The sequence below is a fragment of the Streptomyces sp. NPDC059874 genome (assembly GCF_042731135.1).
GTDB lineage: Bacteria > Actinomycetota > Actinomycetes > Streptomycetales > Streptomycetaceae > Streptomyces.
In genome coordinates this window covers 120,238-139,792 of the sequence record NZ_JBHWJY010000003.1, presented here as the reverse complement: position 1 = coordinate 139,792, position 19,555 = coordinate 120,238, and the positions used below count along the sequence as shown (strand labels likewise).

General features: G+C 69.1%; 11 protein-coding genes and 1 pseudogene. 7 read left to right on the top strand and 5 right to left on the bottom strand.

All coding sequences use genetic code 11. The annotated features are described in order from the left end of the window. Window positions 1-5: 5 nt before the first annotated feature. The 3 genes from ACFV9H_RS02985 to ACFV9H_RS02975 form a co-directional block, all read right to left on the bottom strand. On the bottom strand, window positions 6-1,484 hold the full coding sequence (locus ACFV9H_RS02985) for a glycoside hydrolase family 43 protein (protein ID WP_385392448.1): 1,479 nt from the start codon (window positions 1,482-1,484) through the stop codon (window positions 6-8). After that, window positions 1,481-3,700 carry a glycoside hydrolase family 3 N-terminal domain-containing protein gene (locus ACFV9H_RS02980; RefSeq protein ID WP_385392445.1) on the bottom strand — a complete coding sequence of 740 codons (2,220 nt, stop codon included), beginning with the start codon at window positions 3,698-3,700 and terminating at the stop codon, window positions 1,481-1,483. Before ACFV9H_RS02980 ends, ACFV9H_RS02985 begins: the two co-directional genes overlap by 4 nt. Window positions 3,701-3,871: 171 nt before the next feature. After that, entirely contained in the window at window positions 3,872-4,885 is a 1,014-nt protein-coding gene (locus ACFV9H_RS02975; RefSeq protein ID WP_385392442.1) for a LacI family DNA-binding transcriptional regulator, read from the bottom strand. Between the two features lie 231 nt (window positions 4,886-5,116). Here ACFV9H_RS02975 and ACFV9H_RS02970 point away from each other — a divergent pair, with 231 nt between their 5' ends. The 5 genes and pseudogenes from ACFV9H_RS02970 (at window position 5,117) to ACFV9H_RS02950 (ending at window position 11,210) form a co-directional block, all read left to right on the top strand. Continuing rightward, window positions 5,117-6,409, top strand: coding sequence for an extracellular solute-binding protein (locus tag ACFV9H_RS02970; protein WP_385392439.1), 1,293 nt, complete (start codon window positions 5,117-5,119; stop codon window positions 6,407-6,409). After that, the gene (locus ACFV9H_RS02965; RefSeq protein ID WP_385392436.1) at window positions 6,402-7,394 is read left to right on the top strand and encodes a carbohydrate ABC transporter permease; all 993 of its coding nucleotides are present in this window, start codon (window positions 6,402-6,404) and stop codon (window positions 7,392-7,394) included. Before ACFV9H_RS02970 ends, ACFV9H_RS02965 begins: the two co-directional genes overlap by 8 nt. Next, window positions 7,391-8,221: a carbohydrate ABC transporter permease gene (locus ACFV9H_RS02960; protein WP_385392433.1), complete on the top strand. Its 831-nt coding sequence runs from the start codon at window positions 7,391-7,393 to the stop codon at window positions 8,219-8,221. The genes ACFV9H_RS02965 and ACFV9H_RS02960 overlap by 4 nt, the downstream gene beginning before the upstream one ends. Window positions 8,222-8,415: 194 nt before the next feature. Further along, entirely contained in the window at window positions 8,416-9,474 is a 1,059-nt protein-coding gene (locus ACFV9H_RS02955; protein WP_385392430.1) for an endo-1,4-beta-xylanase, read from the top strand. 256 nt (window positions 9,475-9,730) lie between these two features. Next, window positions 9,731-11,210, top strand: a pseudogene (locus tag ACFV9H_RS02950) (non-reducing end alpha-L-arabinofuranosidase family hydrolase). A 128-nt stretch (window positions 11,211-11,338) separates the two neighbouring features. On the opposite strand, the gene ACFV9H_RS02945 reads toward ACFV9H_RS02950, so the two are convergent. Both ACFV9H_RS02945 and ACFV9H_RS02940 read right to left on the bottom strand, forming a co-directional pair. Next, a complete protein-coding gene (locus tag ACFV9H_RS02945; protein WP_385392427.1) occupies window positions 11,339-13,783 on the bottom strand; it encodes a non-reducing end alpha-L-arabinofuranosidase family hydrolase in 2,445 nt (814 codons plus the stop codon). A 227-nt stretch (window positions 13,784-14,010) separates the two neighbouring features. Next, complete coding sequence (locus tag ACFV9H_RS02940; protein WP_385392424.1) at window positions 14,011-15,552, bottom strand: sigma-70 family RNA polymerase sigma factor; 1,542 nt, start codon at window positions 15,550-15,552, stop codon at window positions 14,011-14,013. A 302-nt stretch (window positions 15,553-15,854) separates the two neighbouring features. On the opposite strand from ACFV9H_RS02940, the gene ACFV9H_RS02935 reads away from it, so the two are divergent. After that, entirely contained in the window at window positions 15,855-18,479 is a 2,625-nt protein-coding gene (locus ACFV9H_RS02935) for an RICIN domain-containing protein (RefSeq protein ID WP_385392421.1), read from the top strand. A 256-nt stretch (window positions 18,480-18,735) separates the two neighbouring features. Continuing rightward, the gene (locus ACFV9H_RS02930; protein WP_385392418.1) at window positions 18,736-19,212 is read left to right on the top strand and encodes a cupin domain-containing protein; all 477 of its coding nucleotides are present in this window, start codon (window positions 18,736-18,738) and stop codon (window positions 19,210-19,212) included. The last annotated feature ends 343 nt before the right edge of the window (window positions 19,213-19,555 follow it).

Here is a 19,555-nt window from a genome sequence, read left to right as displayed (position 1 = left end):
AGGGATCACCGACGCCGGCGTCCCGGGGGTTCCCGCCGGCTCGGGTACGAGATGCCGAACCACGTGAAGTGCGCTTGGTTGGCGGAGGGGCGGCCGTTGGAGGTGGCGTAGAAGCCGAGCTGGATGCTGGTGAACAGCGGGACGAGGAAGGTGGCTTCGACGGTGGCCAGGTCCTGCCAGGTGCCGCCGGGTGCCGCGTGGGCGAAGGTGTGGCTGAAGCCCCGGACGCGGACCCCCAGGCGAACGGGACCCGGGGGGACGGGAATGCCGGCCAGGACCTCGTGCCCGCGGCGGAGGCTGAGTCCTTCCGTCGTACGAAGGAAGAGGAGATGGGTGTCGTCGTCGAGGACCACGGCGAGGCCCGCCTGTTCGTCCGGTGCGGCGGGGGTGAAGTGCAGTTCGGTGGAGACATCGCAGTCGGGCTGTTCCTGGGGGCGGGCCAGGAGGGCCGGGGTGGCGCGTTCGCCGAGGCGTTCGGGGCGGAGCTGGAGGCGCAGTCCGTCGCCGGTGGTCCAGAACCGCGTGCGTGGCGTGCGCAGGGTGCTCCAGTCGGCGGAGAGGGTGGCGAAGCCGTCGTGGAGGGGCCGCCGGAGGTCTGTGTGGACCACGGGGGAGAAGACCGGCCAGCCCTCGGCCCAGGTGATCCGGCTGAGGAAGGTCTCGCGGCCGAGGGCGGAGCCCGGGCGGACGCCCAGGAGGACGGCTCGCCAGTCGCCGTACGGGGTTTGGACGAGGTCGGCGTGACCGGTGCAGGTGACGGGGCCCTTGGCGGGTGGCAGCACCGGGTTGCCGGGCGCGCCTTCGTACGGGCCGGTCACGTGGTCGGCGCGGGCGGCCACCACGCTGTGGTCCACATCGGTGCCACCCTCGGCGGTGAGCAGGAGATAGGTGCCGTCGATCTTGTAGAGGTGCGGGGCTTCCGACCATCGGGCGTCAGGGTGGCTCCCCGACCACAGGACGTGCTCCGGTCCCGTGAGCCGTCGTTCGCGGGGAAGGTACTCGCGCATCCAGATCTCGGTGCGGCCGGCCTCCTCGTCCACCAGGCGGGCGGCGGTGAACCAGGCCCGGCCGTCGCCGTCGCCGCTGTCGTCCGGCCCGTCGTCGAAGAACAGCGACGGGTCGAAGCCCTCGCCGTCCAGCCAGTGCGGTTCTGACCACGGCCCCGCCGGGTCGGTCGCCGTGACGACGAAATGGCCGGGGCCGTCCATCAGCGTGCAGACGAGATGGAAGACCCCGTCATGGTGCCGGATCGTCGGTGCGAACAGACCCCGTGAGGGCTCGCACCCGTCGAGGTCGAGCTGAGACGCCCGGTCGAGTGCGGAGCCGATGCGCCGCCAGTTCACGAGATCGCGGCTGTGGAACACGGGAAGGCCCGGGAACCATTCGAAGCTGGACGTCACCAGGTAGTAGTCCGCTCCCACTCGACAGACGGACGGGTCGGGCCGGAACCCGGGCAGCACGGGATCACCGGAGAACCTGGTCATGGAACCGGGACGATCTCGACCGGCACGGACAGCACTCGGTCGGCCCCCGGGTGACGTACGGGGCCCTCCAGGGTGAAGGAGCCCTGGAGCGGAAGATCGCCGCTGGACCGTCCGACGGCCACGCCTATCTCCCCGGGCTCCACTCTCCTGCGCAGGTCGAGCCCGGTGAAGGAGGTCCGGTCGGCATGGACGGCGAAAGTGATCCGGGCGGCCGCTCCCGGCCGCAGTTCGACTCTGGCGAATCCGGCGAGCCACCGCTGCGGCCGGACGACGGACGCCACGGGGTCGGAGAGGTACAGCTGGACCACTTCGGTACCGGCCACCTCGCCGACGTTGCGTACGGTGACCGAAACTGCGACGGTCCCGTCCGTCGCGGCGACGGGATCCACCGAGAGCTCCGAGCAGGTGAAGCTGGTCCAGCTCAGCCCGTGTCCGAAGGGGAACAGCGGGGTCGGGTCCACCGAGCTCCAGTCGGTGTGCCCGCCGAGCCGGGCGTGCAGGTAGGTACCGGGCTGCCCGCCGACCTGGCGGGGGATGGAGACGGGCAGCCGCCCGGACGGTTCCGCGGCCCCGCTGATGATCCGGGCCAGTGCCGTCCCGCCCTCCTCGCCGGGGAAGAAGACCTGCACCACGGCCGATGCGCGCTCGGCCGGCGTGCCGAGGGCGTAGGGCCGTCCCGAGACGAGGACCAGTACGGTCGGCACCCCGGAGTCCAGAACGGCGGAGGCGAGTGCGGCCTGGTCGCCGGGCAGGTCGAGGGTCTCGGCGTCGCAGCCCTCCCCGGAGGTGCCCCGGCCGAACATGCCCGCCCGGTCCCCGAGCACCAGCACGTTCACGTCCGGATCGTCCTCGGTGACCGTGAACCCGGCAGCGGTGAGCGCCTCGCCGAGCGTCGGGATCTCCAGCCCGAGGTCGCCGGGCAGCGCGACGTGGTTGGGGAAGGAATAGCAGCCGAGGAAGGACCGGGGGTCGTCGGCGTACGGCCCGCTGATCGCGACACGGCACGGCCGCAGCGGCAGGATGCCGTCGTTGGCGAGCAGCACGGTGGACCGTTCGGCCAGGAGCCTGGCCAGTGCCCGGTTCTCCGGCGGGTCGAGGTCGACTGGCTCGGGCTTGACGGGTTCCCAGTCGGGGTCGAGCAGGCCGAGCTCGGCCTTCTGTAGCAGGACCCGTTCCGCGGCCCGGTCGACGAACTCCTCGGACAGGTTTCCCGATCGCACGAGTTCGGTCAGCGGTTCGCCGTAGCAGCGGGCCGTGGGCAGTTCGACATCGATTCCGGCGGTCAGGGCCAGGGCGCCGGCGGCGCCGCGCGATCCGGCGACCCCGTGCCGGGTCTCCAGGAAGGAGACGGCGTAGTAGTCGGCGACGACCACACCGCTGAAAGCGAGCTCACCTCTGAGCAGCCCGGTCAGCAGCCGTTCGTCCGCTGCCACCGGGACGCCGTCCACGTCGGTGTAACTGTTCATCACCGACCGGGCGCCTCCCTCGCGCAGTGCCCGTACGAAAGGCTCGACCAGCACGTCCCTGAATTCGCGCGGCCCCGAGGAGACGGGAGCCATGTTCCGGCCGCCGCGTGAGGCCGAGTAACCGGCGAAGTGCTTGAGCGTCGCCACGATCCCGGCGCCCTCCAAGCCCTGCACGTAGGCGGTGCCGATCGCTCCGACGAGGTAGGGATCCTCGCCGATGCATTCCTCGGTCCTGCCCCACCGGTAGTCGCGGACCACGTCGAGTACCGGAGCCAGCCCTTGGTGGACGCCGACCCGCCGCATCCCCGCGCCGATGGCGGCGGCCATGCGGCGCACCAGCGCGGGATCGAAGGACGCGCCCCAGGCCGGCGGCCCGGGGAAGACCGTCGCCCCCAGCGTCATGAACCCGGTCAGGCACTCCTCGTGAGCGACCGCCGGGATCCCGAACCGGCCGGATCCGGTCACCTGCCGCTGGAGCGAGGCGAGCCGCTCCATCCCGGCTTCCGCGGTGATCGGAGCGGTGCCGAACACCCGGGTGAGCTGGCCGAGCCCGTGGGCGGCGATGTCGTCGAGGCCGGGCGCGGACTCGCCGGAACCGTCCTCCATCGGCGCGACCGGTGTCCCCGGATCCGAGGGCAGCGCCCAGAAGCCGGCGAGCTGACCCGCCTTCTCGTCCAGCGTCATTCGTTGCAGCAGATCGGCGACCCGCATGGACACGGGCAGGCGGGGGTCACGCCAGGGCTCGGTCAAGGAGTTCTCCTAGGGGGTGTCTTGCCGGTCAGGTCGGATCAGGGAGCGGCGTCTGGTGCCGTGCATCGCAAGGCGGAGGAGGGAGTCAACGCGGAACGTTGGCGACTGACGACAACGCGGCGAGGCGCGGTGCCAGACGCCGCGAGCCCGGCCTGACCGGCAAGACACCCCCTAGAGACGGGGCGGGGCGGTGGAGAGCCGGACCTTGAGCTCGGTCGAGAGCTCCATCCGGGGGCTGACCAGGGGCTGGCCGTCCAGGAGCTGGAAGAGCGTGCGGGCGGCGAGCCGGCCCATCTCCTCCAGCGGCTGGCGCACGGTCGTCAGCGGCGGTGACAGCCATTCGCACATCGGCAGGTCGTCGAAACCGACCACGCTGAGGTCGTGCGGGATGCTCAGCCCGCCCTGCCGGGCGGCTTCGTAGACGCCCATCGCCTGCTGGTCGCTGCCGGCGAAGATGGCGGTCGGCGGCTCGGGGAGGGCGAGCAGTTCCCGGGCGCGCCGGAACCCGCCCTCGTGCTGGAAGTCGCCGAACCGGATCAGGTCGCGGTCGACCTCGATCCCGGCCCGCTCCAGGGCGGCCCGGTACCCGTCGATGCGGGCCTGGCTGCAGAGCATCTCCTTGCGCCCGCCGATCGTGGCGATCCGGCGGTGCCCCAGTTGCAGCAGGTGCTCGGTGGCGGCGAGGCCGCCCGCCCAGTTGGTCGCGCCGATGCTCGGCACACCGTTGCCCGGCAGGTCGATCGGGTCGATGACGACCAGCGCCACCCCGGCCTCCTCGACCTGGGCGCGCTGGGCCTGGGTGACCGAGGCGGTGACGAGGATGACGCCGTCGCTGTGGTGCAGGACAGGCAGCGCGGCCCAGCTCGACGGCGTCGCCTCGCCCGGCGGGACCAGCGACACAACGGTGCCGACGCTCCGCTGGGCGCACTCGGCTTCGACGCCGCGCAGTATCTCCACCGCCCACGCGCTGTCCAGACCGCCGATGATCAAGTCGACCAGGCCCGACCTGCGGGCCCTGCCCTGCCCTCCGGGGCGGAGGTAGTTGTGAGATCGCAGCAGGCTCTCGATGCGCTCGCGTGTCGAGGGCGCGACATCGGAGCGGCCGTTGATCACCTTGGACACGGTGGCCTGGGAGACCCCTGCCTCCGCGGCGATGACGGCCAGGGTCGGGCGCTGCTCGCTCAACTTCGCTCCTCTGCGCGGACGCCTTGGGCTGGCGACATATATCGCAAACTTTCGAAGAGTTTCCGGTCGGTGCGACCGGGTTGTCAAGCTCCAAGAAGGCTGCCGCTGGCGGAAATTCGGTGAGAAGGCTTGACCGGTGGGCCCCACGTTCCTAGTTTGTGGCAGCACGAATTCGAGAATGTTACGAAATGTTTTCGGACTCGAACCGGTATTCCTCACCCCGGAGGTCTCATGGCCAGCACACCCCCGAGTCGACGAAGCTTCCTGGCGCTCTCGGGCCTGACCGCTCTGTCCGTCTCGCTGACCGCGGCCTGCGGCGGCGGGGGCTCCGGCTCGGGGTCGACGGCCGACGGCGAGGTGACCTTCGCGTGGTGGAACATCGCCACGACGGAACCGGGCAAGTCCCTGTTCCCGCAGATCTCCTCGGCGTTCACGGCCGCTCACCCGAACATCACGATCAAGACGACCACGTTGGAGAACGAGGCGTTCAAGTCCAAGCTGACCGCCACCACTTCTTCGGGCAAGCTCCCCGACGTCTTCCAGACCTGGGGAGGGGGCGTGCTGCAGCAGCAGGTCGACGCGGGGCTGGTCGAGGACCTCACCGACGTGCTCGGCTGGTCGTCCGAGCTCACCCCCGTCTCGCTGCAGGCCTACCAGTTCGGGGGCCGGACCCACGCGGTGCCCTACGACGTCGGCATGGTCGGCTTCTGGTACAACAAGAAGCTCTTCGCCAAGGCCGGGATCACCGCTCCGCCGGCCACCTGGGCCGAGCTCCTCGAAGACGTCAAGAAGCTCAAGGCGGCGGGCGTCACTCCGATCGCCCTCGCGGGCAAGGAGAAATGGCCGGGCCACTACTACTGGGCCTACCTCGCGATGCGCGTCGCGGGTCTCCCCGCACTGCGGCAGGCCGCGACCACCAAGGACTTCACGGGCGCCGGCTTCGTCCAAGCGGGCACCCACCTCAAGGAGCTGGTCGACCTCCAGCCGTTCCAGACCGGCTTCCTCGGTGCCGGCTACGCCACCCCCGGCGGCCAGGCCGCGACCATGGGCAACGGCACGGCCGCCATGGAGCTGATGGGGCAGTGGGGGCCGTCGGTCCAGAAGGACGCGGGCGCCGACCTCGGAGCGGACCTGGGCTTCTTCCCCTTCCCGACGGTCGACGGCGGCGTAGGCCAGGCCACCGACGTGTTCGGCGGTGGCGGTGGCTTCGCGCTGCGCAAGGGCGCGCCGAAGGAGGCGCTGGAGTTCTTGAAGTTCTTCGTCCTGGACAACGAGTCCAAGCTGCTGGCCTCCAACGGCTACCTGCCGGTGGTCAAGGGCGCGGAGAGCCGGCTCACCGACGCCAACAGGAAGGTGGTGGCCGACACCTTGGTCAAGGCGACGGGCTTCCAGCTCTACCTCGACCAGGCCTACCCGCCGGCGGTCGGCCAGGAAATCAACGACAGCGTCGCCGACCTCATCGCCGGCAAGAAGACGCCCGAGCAGGTCACCAAGTCGATCACCGAGGCTGCGAAGGGTGCCTAGCTCCGTGTCCACGCTGACCGAGGAGCGGACGCAGGACGCCCTGGCGGTGGGCCCGCCGCCCGCCCCGGCACGCTCGCTCCTGCGCGGGTTGCACAGCTGGGCGTCGGTCGCCTGGTTCCTCGTCCCGGCTCTGGTCCTCTTCCTCGTCTTCGTCCTCGCCCCGATCGCCGTCGCCGTCTACACCGGCTTCTTCAAGTGGGGCGGTACCGGCCCCATGGACGACTTCGTCGGCTTCGGGAACTACGCCAAGCTGTTCGATGATCAGGTCTTCCTCGGCGATCTGGAGCACGGGCTGTACCTGATCGCCCTGTCGATCACAGTGCAGTTGCCGTTCGCGCTGTTCACCGCCGTCCTGCTCAACCAGAGGATGCGCGGCCGGGCCGTCTACCGGATGCTGTTCTTCGCGCCGTACATCCTGTCCGAGGTGGTCACGGCGGTTCTCTTCACGATGATCTTCCTTCCTGGCGCCGGCATGGCTGACCATCTCGCCGGCGCCCTCGGCCTTGAGGGGCTGCGGGGGAAGTGGCTCGCCGATCCCTCGACGGTGATGCCGACCCTGTTCGTGGTCATGACCTGGAAGTACTTCGGCTTCCACATGATGCTCTTCCTCGCCGGACTGCAGAGCATCCCCGGCGAGATCCTCGAGGCCGCCTCCATCGACGGCGCCGGCGTCTGGCAGCGCTTCCGGCACGTGACGCTGCCGCTGCTCGGCCCGACGATCCGGATCAGCGCCTTCCTTTCGGTCATCGGGGCCATCCAACTCTTCGACCTCGTCTGGGTCATGACCGCGGGCGGGCCCAACCACTCCTCCGAGACGATGGCCATCTCGATGTTCCAGTTCGGGTTCAAGCGCTACCAGGTCGGCTATGCCAGCGCGATCAGCGTGGTGCTGTTCATGATCAGCCTGGTCTTCTCCCTCTTCTACCAGCGTTACGTGCTCCGCCGTGACCTGAGCGGGGCCGTCACCTCGGGAGGTGGCCGATGAACGCCCGCAGGACGGCACGCGGCCTGTCGCTGCACGCCGTGGTCTGGCTCATCGGCGCGTTCGTCGCCGTGCCGCTGGTCTACGCGGTGATCTCCGGGTTCAAGAGCACCGGCGAGCTGACGACCAACCCGTTCGGGCTGCCCGAGCACTGGAAGACCGGCAACTACACCGGCATTCTCGGCGACGGAATGTTCTGGCGGCAGATCGCCAACAGCGCGGGCATCGCGATCGGCACGACGTGCTGCACGGTGGCGGCGTCCGCGATGGCGGCGTTCGTGCTGGCCCGCTACGCCTTCCGGGGCAGGGAGCTGTTCTACACGCTGTTCACGATCGGGCTCATGTTCCCGTTCGCGGTGGCCGTCCTGCCGCTGTTCCTGCTGCTGCGCGACTTCGACCTGCTCGACAACCCGCTCGGAGTGATCCTCCCGCAGGCGGCCTTCGGGCTCCCCATGACGATCATCATTCTGCGCGGCTTCTTCCGGACCATCCCGGCGGAGGTCGAGGAGGCGGCCATCATGGACGGCTGCGGCAAGTTCCGCTTCTTCTGGAAGATCTTGCTGCCGATGGCGCGTCCGGCGCTCGGCACGGTGTCGGTGCTGGCGATCGTCGCGAGCTGGAACAACTTCTTCCTGCCGCTACTGGTGTTCAACGACCGGAAATGGCAGACGATCCCGGTCGGAGTCCAGCAGTTCCAGGGCCAGTACTCGACCGACTACGCGCTCGTCCTCGCCTACATCGTGCTCGCCATGGTCCCCGCCCTTGCGTTCTATGCCGTCGCCGAGCGGCAGCTGATCGGCGGCCTCACGGCGGGCGCCACCAAGGGCTGAACCGTCCCGCGCGACCTCCACCCCGAGGAGACGTTGTGAAACGCCTGACGGCACTGGCATCTCCAATTTTGTTAGCGCTAACAACCGGCCGGGGCCGCCATGCATGGCACGACCCTCACGGTGGTGCCCGCCCCGCGCGCGCTGTCCACGATCGTCCTCGACTGAACCGCCCATTCCCCGAGGAGTAGCCCGCCATGTCCACGCCCCTGCCCCTGTCCCTCTCCCGGATTCTCACCGCGCTGTCCGCCGCCGTCTGCCTCACGGCCGGTCTCGCCGCCGCGCCCGCAGCCGCCGAGTCCCGTCCCCGGACGCTCGCCGAACTGGCCAAGAGGCACCACAAGTACTTCGGCTCCGCCACCGACAACCCCGAGTTCACCGACGCCGCCTATCTGAAGCTCCTCGGCAGCGAATTCGGCCAGACCACCCCCGGCAATGCCATGAAGTGGTACGCCACCGAACCCGAGCGCGGCGTCTTCGACTTCACCGCCGCCGACAAGGTCGTGGCATTCGCCAAGGCCCACCACCAGAAGGTCCGCGGCCACACCCTCGTCTGGCACAACCAGCTCCCCGCCTGGCTCACCGAGGGCACCTGGAGCGCCGACGAGCTGCGCGCGATCCTCAAGAACCACATCCAGACGGAAGTCCGGCACTTCAAGGGCCAGGTGATCCACTGGGACGTCGTCAACGAGGCCTTCAACGAGGACGGCACCTACCGCGAGACGCTCTTCCACAAGACGCTCGGTCCCGGCTACATCGCCGACGCCCTGCGCTGGGCCCACGAGGCCGACCGGCACGCCAAGCTGTACCTCAACGACTACAACGTCGACGGGATCGGCCCCAAGAGCGACGCCTACTACACCCTGATCAAGCAGCTGAAGGCCGACGGCGTCCCGGTGGAGGGCTTCGGCATCCAGGGCCATCTGGCGCTCCAGTACGGCTTCCCCACCGACGTCCGGCAGAACATGCAGCGCTTCGCCGACCTCGGGGTCGAGGTCGCGGTCACCGAGCTCGACATCCGGATGAATCTCCCCGCGACCCCTTCGATGCTCGCCACCCAGGCCACCTGGTACGCCGACTACGTCAAGGCCTGCCTGGCGGTCAAGAAATGCGTCGGCGTCACCATCTGGGACTACACGGACAAGTACTCGTGGATCCCCTCCGTCTTCCCCGGCGAGGGCGCCGCGCTGCCCTACGACGAGAACCTGCTGCCGAAGCCCGCCTACCACTCGATCAGGGAGGTGCTGGGCGGATGATCACGCCTGGTGGATCCGCCGGCGTGACGGCCCCCCGGCCGCAGCCGTCGCGACGGGTCGTCAGCCGGAACGGCTGAAGGCCGGAGACCTCTCTCACCTCGACCACGGCGAAGTGCCGCGACCGGAGCGCCCGGAGCACCAACGCTTCGGCATGTGCGGCCGCCTTCACACCTCTCCCCTCCCCGACCGCCCAACGCCGCCGCTTCGCGGCCCGTCGGGGTCACCCCACCCCCAACCCCCCAAAGGAGCTCTTCTGATGTGGTTTCGCCAACCATCCCCGGTTCACCTGAGACGACGCCTGCTCGCCGTTCTCGCGCCCTTGCTGCTCCTGGCCACCTTCCTTGATGTCCAGCCCGCCGGCGCGGCGCCGATCATCGACACCAACGCCTCGTACGTGCTGGTCAACCGCAACAGCGGCAAGGCCCTGGACGTCTACAACCTGGCGACCGGCGATGGCGCCCGCATCACCCAGTGGACCAGGAACGACCAGAACCAGCAGCAGTGGCAGTTCATCGACTCCGGCAGGTTACTACCGCATCAAGTCCCGCCACTCCGGCAAGGTGCTGGACGTCCAGAACGGGACCACCGCGAACGGCGCCCCGATCGTCCAGTGGGCCGACGTGAACGGGACCAACCAGCAGTGGCGGCCGGCCGACAGCTCGGACGGCTACGTGAGGTTCATCGCTCGCCACAGCAACAAGGCCCTCGAAGTACAAGGCGGCTCCACCGCCGACAACGCGAACATCGTCCAGTACGACGACTGGGGCGGCAACAACCAGCAGTGGCAGCTCGTCAAGGTCGGTGCCGGCAACCCGGGCCCGTGCGGGCTTCCGTCGACGTACCGCTGGACCTCGACGGGCGCGCTGGCGCAGCCCAAGCCGGGGTGGGTCTCGCTCAAGGACTTCACCGTCGTCCCCTACAACGGCAGGCACCTCGTCTATGCGACGACGCACGACACGGGCACGAGTTGGGGTTCAATGAGCTTCGGCCTGTTCACCAACTGGTCGGAGATGGCCTCGGCCGACCAGAACACGATGTCGACTTCCACCGTCGCGCCCACGCTCTTCTACTTCGCGCCGAAGAACATCTGGGTGCTCACCTACCAGTGGGGTGGAACCGCCTTCTCCTACCGGACGTCGAGCGATCCCGCCAACCCCAATGGCTGGTCATCACCGCAGGTGCTCTTCTCCGGGAGCATCGCGGGCTCCGGAACAGGACCCATCGACCAGACGCTCATCGGTGACGGCACGAACATGTACCTGTTCTTCGCCGGGGACAACGGCAAGATCTACCGGGCCAGTATGCCGATCGGGAACTTCCCGGGCAGTTTCGGCACGACCTCGACCGTGATCATGAGCGACACGACGAACAACCTGTTCGAAGCCCCGCAGGTCTACAAGCTCCAGGGCCAGGACCGCTACCTCATGATCGTCGAGGCGATCGGTTCGCAGGGCCGCTACTTCCGCTCGTTCACGGCCACCAGCCTGAACGGCTCATGGACGCCCCAGGCCGCGACCGAGAGCAATCCCTTCGCCGGCAAGGCCAACAGCGGCGCCACCTGGACCGACGACATCAGCCATGGTGAACTGATCCGCAGCACGGCCGATCAGACCATGACCGTCGATCCCTGCAATCTTCAGCTGCTCTACCAGGGACGCAGCCCCAGCTCCGACGGCGCCGACTACGGTCTCCTGCCCTACCGGCCGGGCCTGCTGACACTCCAGCGCCAAGGATGAGACAGCTCGGCGAGTACACCACCCCTGGTGAGTGACAGCGGGCGACGGCGGGCCTGAGGCGTCCACAAAGAGAGAGGAACCCCAGCCGACGCACGGCTGGGGTTCCTCGGAGACGGTCGCTGCGCAGGTCAGCGCTGCAGGGTGAGGACAGCCGGCCGGTACGGCAGTTGGTCGTAGGGGCCGCCGGCGGCGGGGGACTTGCCCTGGTAGAGGAACTGCAGGTTGCAGGGGTCGACGGTCATGGTCTGGTCAGGGTTCTCGCGGACCAGGTCACCGTGGCTGATGTCGTTGGTCCAGGTGGCACCGCTGTTGGCCTTGCCCGCGAAGGGGTTGCCTTCGCCGGCGGCCTGCGGGGTCCACGTACCGCTGAGGCTGGAAGCCGTGAACGAGCGGAAGTAGCGCCCGTTCGCGCCCCTCGCCTCAACGATCATGAGGTACTGGTTCTGGCCCTTGACCTTGTAGACCTGCGGCGCCTCGAACAGGTTGTCCGGCGTGTCGCTCATGACCGTCGTGTACGAGGAGCCGAAGTTGCCCGGGAAGTTTCCGATCGGCATGCTCGCCCGGTAGATCTTGCCGTTGTCACCGGCGAAGAACAGGTACATGTTCTGGTCGTCAGCGATCAGGGTCTGGTCGATCGGGCCGGTGGGGGAGTCGGTGCGGGGGATGCTTCCGGTGAACAGCGGCTGCGGCGCGGACCAGCCGTTGGGGTTGGTGGGGTCGCTCGACGTGCGGTAGATGAAGGGCCACGCGCCCCACTGGTACGCCAGCACCCAGATCTTCTTGGGCGCGAAGTAGAGCAGGGTGGGCGCCACCGCGGTCTGACTCATGCCGGACTGGCCGGCCGACGCCATGTCCGACCAGTTCGTGAAGGGACCGAACATCATCGAGCCGTACGAAGATCCCGAGAAGTTGGACCCGTAGACCAGGTGCTTGCCGTTGTACGTCACGTTGGTGAAGTCCTTCAGCGAGGCCCACCCGTTCGCCGGCTGCGCCAGCGCACCCGTCGAAGTCCACCGGTACGTCGACGGAAGAGCACACGTGCCGCCCGTCGGCGCGGGCGTTGTCGGGGCCGGCGTCCCGGACAGGCCGGTCCACTTCTGGTTGTCGCCCGACCAGCAGGCGTACAGCTGGATCTTGGTGCGGTTGGCGGTGGCCGCGCCGACGGCGTCGAGGCACAGCCCGGACTGGACGCCGGCGATCGTGCCGTTGGTGTTGATGTTCCACTGCTGGCCGGCGCCGCCGTCGCAGTCCTCGATGACCACCGCGGTGCCGTTGCCGGTGCCCTTCGCGTCCAGGCACTTGTTGCCGTAGATCATCAGCTGCCTGCCGGAGGTGTAGGTCCAGCGCTGGTTGGTTCGTCCGTGGCAGTCCCACAGCTGCGCCTGGGTGCCGTTGTCGGTGGTGGAACCGTTGATGTCGATACAACGACCGGAGGCGACGCCCTTGATCGCTCCCGTACTGGTCCCGCCGGTGGCGGCGGTCTTGAGGGCGTTCACGACGGCGGTGTGGGCGGCCTTGGGCTTGCCGCTCTTGTCGAACAGCAGGGGGCTTTCGCCGCTGCGCCAGGAATCGCTGTCGCGGATGCCCCACACCGTGATGCCGGTGCACCGGGCCACGGACAGGCAGGCCTTGACCGTGTTGGCGTAATGGGTGGGCGACGCCTGGGCGATGTCCAGCTCGGTGATCTGGACGTCGACGCCCAGGGCGGCGAAGTTGGACAAGGTGGTCTGGAAGCTGGACGGAGGGCCGCCGGTGCCGAAGTGGCTCTGGAACCCGACGCAGTCGATCGGCACGCCACGCGACTTGAAGTCCCTGACCATGCTGTAGACGCCCTGGGTCTTGGCGTCCGACCAGTTCTCGATGTTGTAGTCGTTGTAGCAGAGCTTGGCCGAGGGGTCGGCCGCCCGGGCGGAGCGGAAGGCTTCCTCGATGAAGCCGTTGCCCAGCACGTTCTGGAACACCGAGCCGCGGTGCTGGGTGGAGCCGTCGGCGAACGCCTCGTTGACCACGTCCCAGGAGTAGACCTTGCCCTTGTAGTGGTTCATCAAGGTGGTGATGTGGTGGTTCATCACGCTGCGCAGCGTGTTCGCGTCGCCGATGGAGCTGACCCAGGACGGGAGCTGCGAGTGCCAGACCGCGGTGTGGCCGCGCAGGCGCTGACCGTGGGCCGCGGCATGGTTGGCGATCTGATCGGCGGGGCCGAAGGTGAAGTTGCCGCGGGACGGTTCGACGGCGTCCCACTTCATCTCGTTCTCCGGGGTGATCATGTTGAACTCCCGGTCCGAGATCGCGGCGTACGTCGAGTCGCCCAGCCTCCCGGCAGCCACGGCCGTGCCGAAGTACCTGCCCGAGGGACTCGCTTGCGTACCCAGGTTCGCCGCTCCGGCGGAGTCGGGGAGAAGCGTCAAGACACCGGCCAGCAGCGTCGCGGCCGACAGGCCTATCGTCAGGGTCCGGCCGCGCCGGCCGAGCCGGTGCAGGCCCTTCGTGATGTTCTTCGGGGACCGCGGGTCGCCTGGGGAGCCGTGATCGTGGGGGCGTCGGCCCGTGCGTCCTGATCTGTGTCGGGTCATGGGAGGCGCTTTCTTCAGCAGATGCATCGACGGGGAAGTGGGGGAACCTCCCCCGCCGGCACACGTGGTGCACGGCGGGAAGAACACCCCACGAAGTGGAGGCCCCCGAACTCGTGGTCGCGTAACAAAAAAGTCGCGCCGCCCCGACGATTTCCCGGTGATGCATCTCGCAGGCAAAAACCGTTATGCCGGGCCCCGTGGCCTGGTCGGCCCTGAAGGAGCGGTTCTCAGCCGAGGCCCCCGCGCACGATGAAGGATGCCTGGTCGGCGAAGGCCCGTGTGCCGTCAGAGCCATCGAGCCAGATGCCACCGTCGCGGTGGCGGATGACCGATCCGGGATAGTTGTGCGCGTGCAGGGTCACCGACCCGGCGACCGACCCGGTGCGCGGACAGAAAGTGGCGTCTTCACGGAACAGTTCGCTGCCGTCGTCGGTGCTCAGCCGAAGCCGCAGTTCACGATGGCGCAGATAGCGGCCGTCGGCGGCGCGGAAGGTGACGCACCGCGCGTCGGCCAGCCCCCGGAGGACGGTGAACGTGGCCCGCTGCCGTGTCTGCCCGCTGCTGGACGCCGAGACCCGGCCGAGCGCCGCGAAGTCGCCCGCGTACGCCAGGTACAGGGCGGGTTCGTCCACGGACTCCAGTGTCTGTGCGCCCAGCGGAACAATGCCCGCGTCGGCGGACGGATTCACCGGGGACGGTTCGGCCGACGTGGTGGTGCTCGACGGGATCGCCGTGGGGTTGCCGACCGTGGGAGCGGCCATGACGCCGGGCGCCCGAGGCGCCGGTTCGGGCCAGGCCGCGTAGGTGGCGGCCCCGGTGATGAGCACCGCGCCGGTGGCGAGGCCCGCCAGCTGATGAGCGGTCACCGCATGGAGTTTGGCGATCAGCGAACTGTGCAGACTGCCTCCACCCGTCGCCGTGCCGAGGGCCACGGGTGCCATGGCCGGCCCGGCGGCGGTCGCGGCCGCACCCGACAGCAGGCCCTTGGCGGCCAGGGCGGCGACGAGTCCGGCCGGGACGGCCAGCGGCGCGAGGCTGAGGAGCAGGAGTTCGACAGGGACCCGTTGTGTCGTCGTCGCCATGCAGACCCGGCAGTCGCGGGTGTGCCGTGCGATCCTCTTCCGCCACACCGATGTACGAAGGCCGTCCCAGCCGATGACGGTCTCACCCAACTGCGGACAACGCGGGTGGGCCTCCAGCGCGGCGACGATCGTCCGGCTCAGGTCCAGCTGCTCGCGCATGCGTTGCAGGCGTACTCCGACGTGGGCGACAGTGAGCCCCGTCGCGGCCGCGATGTCGTCACGGCTCAGCAGTCCGGCGCACTCCTGCCACCACAGCGACAGCAGCACCCGATGGTCCGGGTCGAGCCACCGGCCGGCTTCGGCGACCTGACGGCGCTCGTCCGACGCATGCAGACGCAGGATCGTCATGTCCTCGAGTTCGGCGCCGGCGTCCGGTATCCGGAGTGCCTCGTCGATGACCGTTGTCCGGCCGGCGAGGGCGCGTTGTCGGTGCCAGTGGGTATTGATCTGGCGGAGCGTGATCGACACCAGCCAGGACCGGAAGCTCTCCGGCGCACGCAGGGCAGGCAGGTCGCGCACCACGCGCAGCAGGGTTTCCTGGACGACGTCGTCGACGTCGGCCTGGCCGTTCAGCGCCCGCCGGACGATGTTGTAGAGCAACGGCAGGTACGCGGCGATCAGTTCCTCGCGCGCCCGGTCGTCACTGGCCTGCGCCGCGACAACCAGCCCCGTGTGATCCGTATCCATGAGACCCATTCCCGCCTCCCTCAGGGGAGCGATCCGCCGCGCACGGCGCAACACCTTGACGTCGGCAAGGGTATGCGGGCAAAGCCTGTGCCCTGGGCAGGGGTTGACGTCCGTGTTCCAGCCGCGGCACCAGGCGTGAAACCCGGCCACTGATCAACGCCCTACCCGCGCTTCGAGGTGACCCGTAAAAGTTCCAGGCTCAAGGCAACCCTTTGCGGGACCTGTGACCACAAGGAGTCGGATCCGGCCGTTCGGTAGCCGGATCCACCTTTCCTCTGGTGGCATGCAAGGAGAACCCCCCCATGAAGAACCCCACCAATGGCGGGCGCCGCGGGCGTCACCGCCGTCGCTGGACCGCGACCGGTCTGCTGCTTGGTGCGCCCGCCGTCCTCGTGCCGTATCTCCTGTTCGTGCAGGAGGACTCGCAGGCCGCTACGGTCGACGGCGATGCCTACTACCGGCTGGTCTCCGTACGCAGCGGCAAGGCGCTGGACGTCAACGCCTTCTCCACCGCCGACGGCACCCGCATCCAGCAGTGGACCGACCAGAACACCGCCAACCAGCAGTGGAAGCTGCGACCCACCGGGGGCGGCTACTACGAGCTGGTGAACCGCAACAGCGGCAAAGTTCTGGGCATAGCGGGCGATTCGACCGCCCAGGCGGCCGCCGCCGAGCAGCAGACCGACAGCTCCTCCACCTCCCAGGAATGGCGGATCGACGACGTGAGCGGTTCCGACGCCGTCGTCCTCACCTCCCGCAGGAGCGGCCAGGTCCTGGACGTCTCCGGAGGCTCCACGGCCGACGGCGCGGCAGTCATCCAGTATGGCGGCCATGGCAGCACCAACCAGCAGTGGAAGCTGGTGAAGACGGCCGAGAGCCAGGCGCCCGGATCCGGACCGTACACGTGGCGAAACGCCCAGGTGGTGGGCGGTGGATACGTCACCGGGCTGGTGTTCAACCCGCGGGAGAAGGGCCTGCTGTACGCGCGTACCGACATGGGCGGCGCCTACCGCTGGGACACCGGGGCCGAGCAGTGGATCCCGCTGACCGACTGGCTCGGCGAGAAGGACTGGAACCTGCTGGGCATCGATTCGCTGGCCACCGACCCCGTCGACCCCGACCGGCTCTACCTCGCGACGGGCACCTACACCAACGAGTGGGCGGGCAACGGCGCGATCCTGCGTTCCAAGGACCGGGGCCGCACCTTCCAGCGCACCGATCTGGCGTTCAAGCTGGGCGGCAACGAACCCGGCCGCGGGGCGGGCGAACGGCTCGTGATCGACCCCGCGAACCACGGCACCCTACTGCTGGGCACCCGCAAGAACGGCCTGTGGCGCAGCACCGACCACGGCACGACATGGAGTCAGGTCTCCTCGTTCCCCGTCAAGGACGGGGCGAGCAGCGGCGCGGGCATCTCCTTCGTGACGTACGGCCCGGCCGGCAGCAACACGGTCTACGTCGGCGTCAACGACAAGTCCACCTCCCTGTACCGCTCGACCGACGGCGGCAGCAGCTGGCAGGCCGTCTTCGGGCAGCCCACCGGCCAGATGCCGCAGCACGGTGTGGTCTCCGGTGACGGGTCGCTGTACCTGTCCTACAGCAACAGCATCGGCCCCATGGACGCGACGGCGGGCTCGGTGTGGAAGTACACGCCGTCCGGCGGCGCGTGGAAGAACATTTCCCCCTCCCAGGGCGGTTACGGGTTCTCCGGTCTGGCCGTCGACCCGCAGAAACCGTCCACGGTGATGGTCACCACCCTCGACCGCTGGTGGCCCGAGGACGAGATCTACCGGACCACCGACGGCGGTGGGACCTGGAAGGCACTGGCCGACAAGTCGGTGCGTAACGCCTCCGCCGCTCCTTACGTCGGCACCCACACCGGGCACTGGATGACCGCCCTGGCCATCGATCCCTTCAGCTCCGGGCACGTGCTGTACGGCACCGGCAACGGCATCTGGCGCAGCAAGGACGCCAACGCCTCCGACAGCGGCGGCACCAGCCACTGGGCCTCCGGGGCCCGCGGGCTGGAGGAGACCTCGCTGGCGGACGCGATCGCTCCTCCCGGCGGCGCCACCGTCATCACCTCCATGGGCGACCAGGGCGGTTTCCGCCACGACTCCCTGACCGAGCTGCCCACCGGGCGGATGAAGAACCCGCTGATGAGCAGCAGCACCGACATTGATTTCGCTCAGTCCAACCCTTCGATGATGGTCCGCGTCGGCCGTGGCGGCGAGCAGGACGGCGCCTACTCCACCGACGGCGGCAGCAGCTGGAACGGCTTCAAGTCAGAGCCGGTCAGCAGCTCCCAGATGGGCCATGTCGCGCTTGCGGCGGACGGCTCCACCATCGTCTGGACCGAGGACGGTCAGGTCCCGTACCGCTCGACCGACAAGGGCTCTAGCTGGTCGAGGGTCAGCGGCCTGGGCACGGACGCCGAGGTCGTCGCCGACCGCTCCTCCGGCAACACCTTCTACTCCCTGTCCGGCGGCAAGCTCTACGCCAGCACCGACGGAGGAGCGACCTTCACCGCCCGCGCCGGCAACCTGCCCTCCGGCCGGCTCGTAGCCGTCCCCGGCATCGCCGGGGACCTGTGGATCTCCGGCGGCGGCAAGGGGCTGATGCACTCCACTGACGGCGGCCGCACCTTCACCCCGCTCGGCCCGGTGCAGTCCGCCTCGGCCCTCGGCTTCGGCAAGGCCGCACCCGGCGCCAACTACCAGGCGCTGTACCTGATCGGCACCGTCAAGGACGTCACCGGCGTCTTCCGCTCCACCGACAAGGGCGCCACCTGGCTCCGCGTCAACGACGACGCCCACCAGTGGGGCGGCATCGGTGGCGTCGGCGTCATCACCGGCGACCCCGACACCTTCGGCCGCGTCTACGTCGGCACCAACGGACGCGGCCTCCAGTACGGCGACCCGTCCTGACCCGATGCTCGGGCGGGGCCGCAGGCACAACTGCCAGCGGCCCCGCCACGGCCGAGGGACCTGGCCGTCGCCCATCAACGTCGACAGGCTCCCGCTCCACTTCGACGCCGAGCTGCCGCGCGTGCCTGGCGCCCGTGACAGCCCGGCTCGAGTGTCACTGGCGTCGGGCCAGAACACCCCGGTCAGTCTGGAAGGGTTGGCCCGGCGCAAAACCTGTGCCGGAACGCGTAGCACCTCCGTCGACCGGGAGAGAAGCATGACCATCAAGGACATCGGGCCCGAACCTCAGAGTTTCGACCTTGAGCAGGCGACGCTGGAGAACACCAACTACCGCTCGGTCGCCTGGTCCGGGAAGTACCTCCAGCTGACCCTCATGTCGATCCCGGTGGGCGAGGACATCGGCCTGGAGGCGCACCCGGAGACCGACCAGTTCCTCCGGCTCGACGCGGGCCGCGGCCGCGTTCAGATGGGCAGCGCGAAGGACCGCCTCGACTTCGATCAGGAGGTCGAGGACGGCTGGGCGGTCTTCGTACCCGCCGGCACGTGGCACAACGTCACCAACGTCGGTGACGAGCCCATGCAGCTCTACGCCGTCTACGCCCCGGTCCACCACGCCCCGGGCAAGATCCACGCAACCTTCGCCGACGCGGAAAGCGACGAAGGGTCGGGCAACGACGAACCCCCGACCTGGTCGGTCCAGCCCACCCACCACCCCGCGGACAAGCACGCCTGACCACCAGCGGGGGCCCAGGAGAACAGGCGAGCACCAGGTCGCTGACCTGGCTCTGCTATGGAGCGGATGCCGGACCCGGATCGGCTTCCGGCACACGATCCGCTGACCGGGTCCGGTCGGTCCTCGCGGTATGCACCGCGCGTGGCGCCGGTTGCCGCGCAGTCCTCCCGCGACGACACCGCAAGCCCGGTCCCCCTCACCCAGAGGGAGCCACCAATCGCCGGCGGGTGGCACCCGAGGCGCCATCGCGGCCTCAAGGCGCCGGCCGACGTCGGCGCGGCCCGGGAGGTGCTCGGCGGCGATCGTGGGCGTCGCCACCTCGGGCTGTATCCGCCCCGCACGA

Coding starts and splice junctions, on each gene's coding strand:
- ACFV9H_RS02945 (WP_385392427.1), bottom strand. CDS start 13,783: ATGACCCGACACAGATCAGGACGCACGGGCCGACGCCCCCACGATCAC.
- ACFV9H_RS02960 (WP_385392433.1), top strand. CDS start 7,391: ATGAACGCCCGCAGGACGGCACGCGGCCTGTCGCTGCACGCCGTGGTC.
- ACFV9H_RS02935 (WP_385392421.1), top strand. CDS start 15,855: ATGAAGAACCCCACCAATGGCGGGCGCCGCGGGCGTCACCGCCGTCGC.
- ACFV9H_RS02940 (WP_385392424.1), bottom strand. CDS start 15,552: ATGGATACGGATCACACGGGGCTGGTTGTCGCGGCGCAGGCCAGTGAC.
- ACFV9H_RS02970 (WP_385392439.1), top strand. CDS start 5,117: ATGGCCAGCACACCCCCGAGTCGACGAAGCTTCCTGGCGCTCTCGGGC.
- ACFV9H_RS02985 (WP_385392448.1), bottom strand. CDS start 1,484: ATGACCAGGTTCTCCGGTGATCCCGTGCTGCCCGGGTTCCGGCCCGAC.
- ACFV9H_RS02930 (WP_385392418.1), top strand. CDS start 18,736: ATGACCATCAAGGACATCGGGCCCGAACCTCAGAGTTTCGACCTTGAG.
- ACFV9H_RS02955 (WP_385392430.1), top strand. CDS start 8,416: ATGTCCACGCCCCTGCCCCTGTCCCTCTCCCGGATTCTCACCGCGCTG.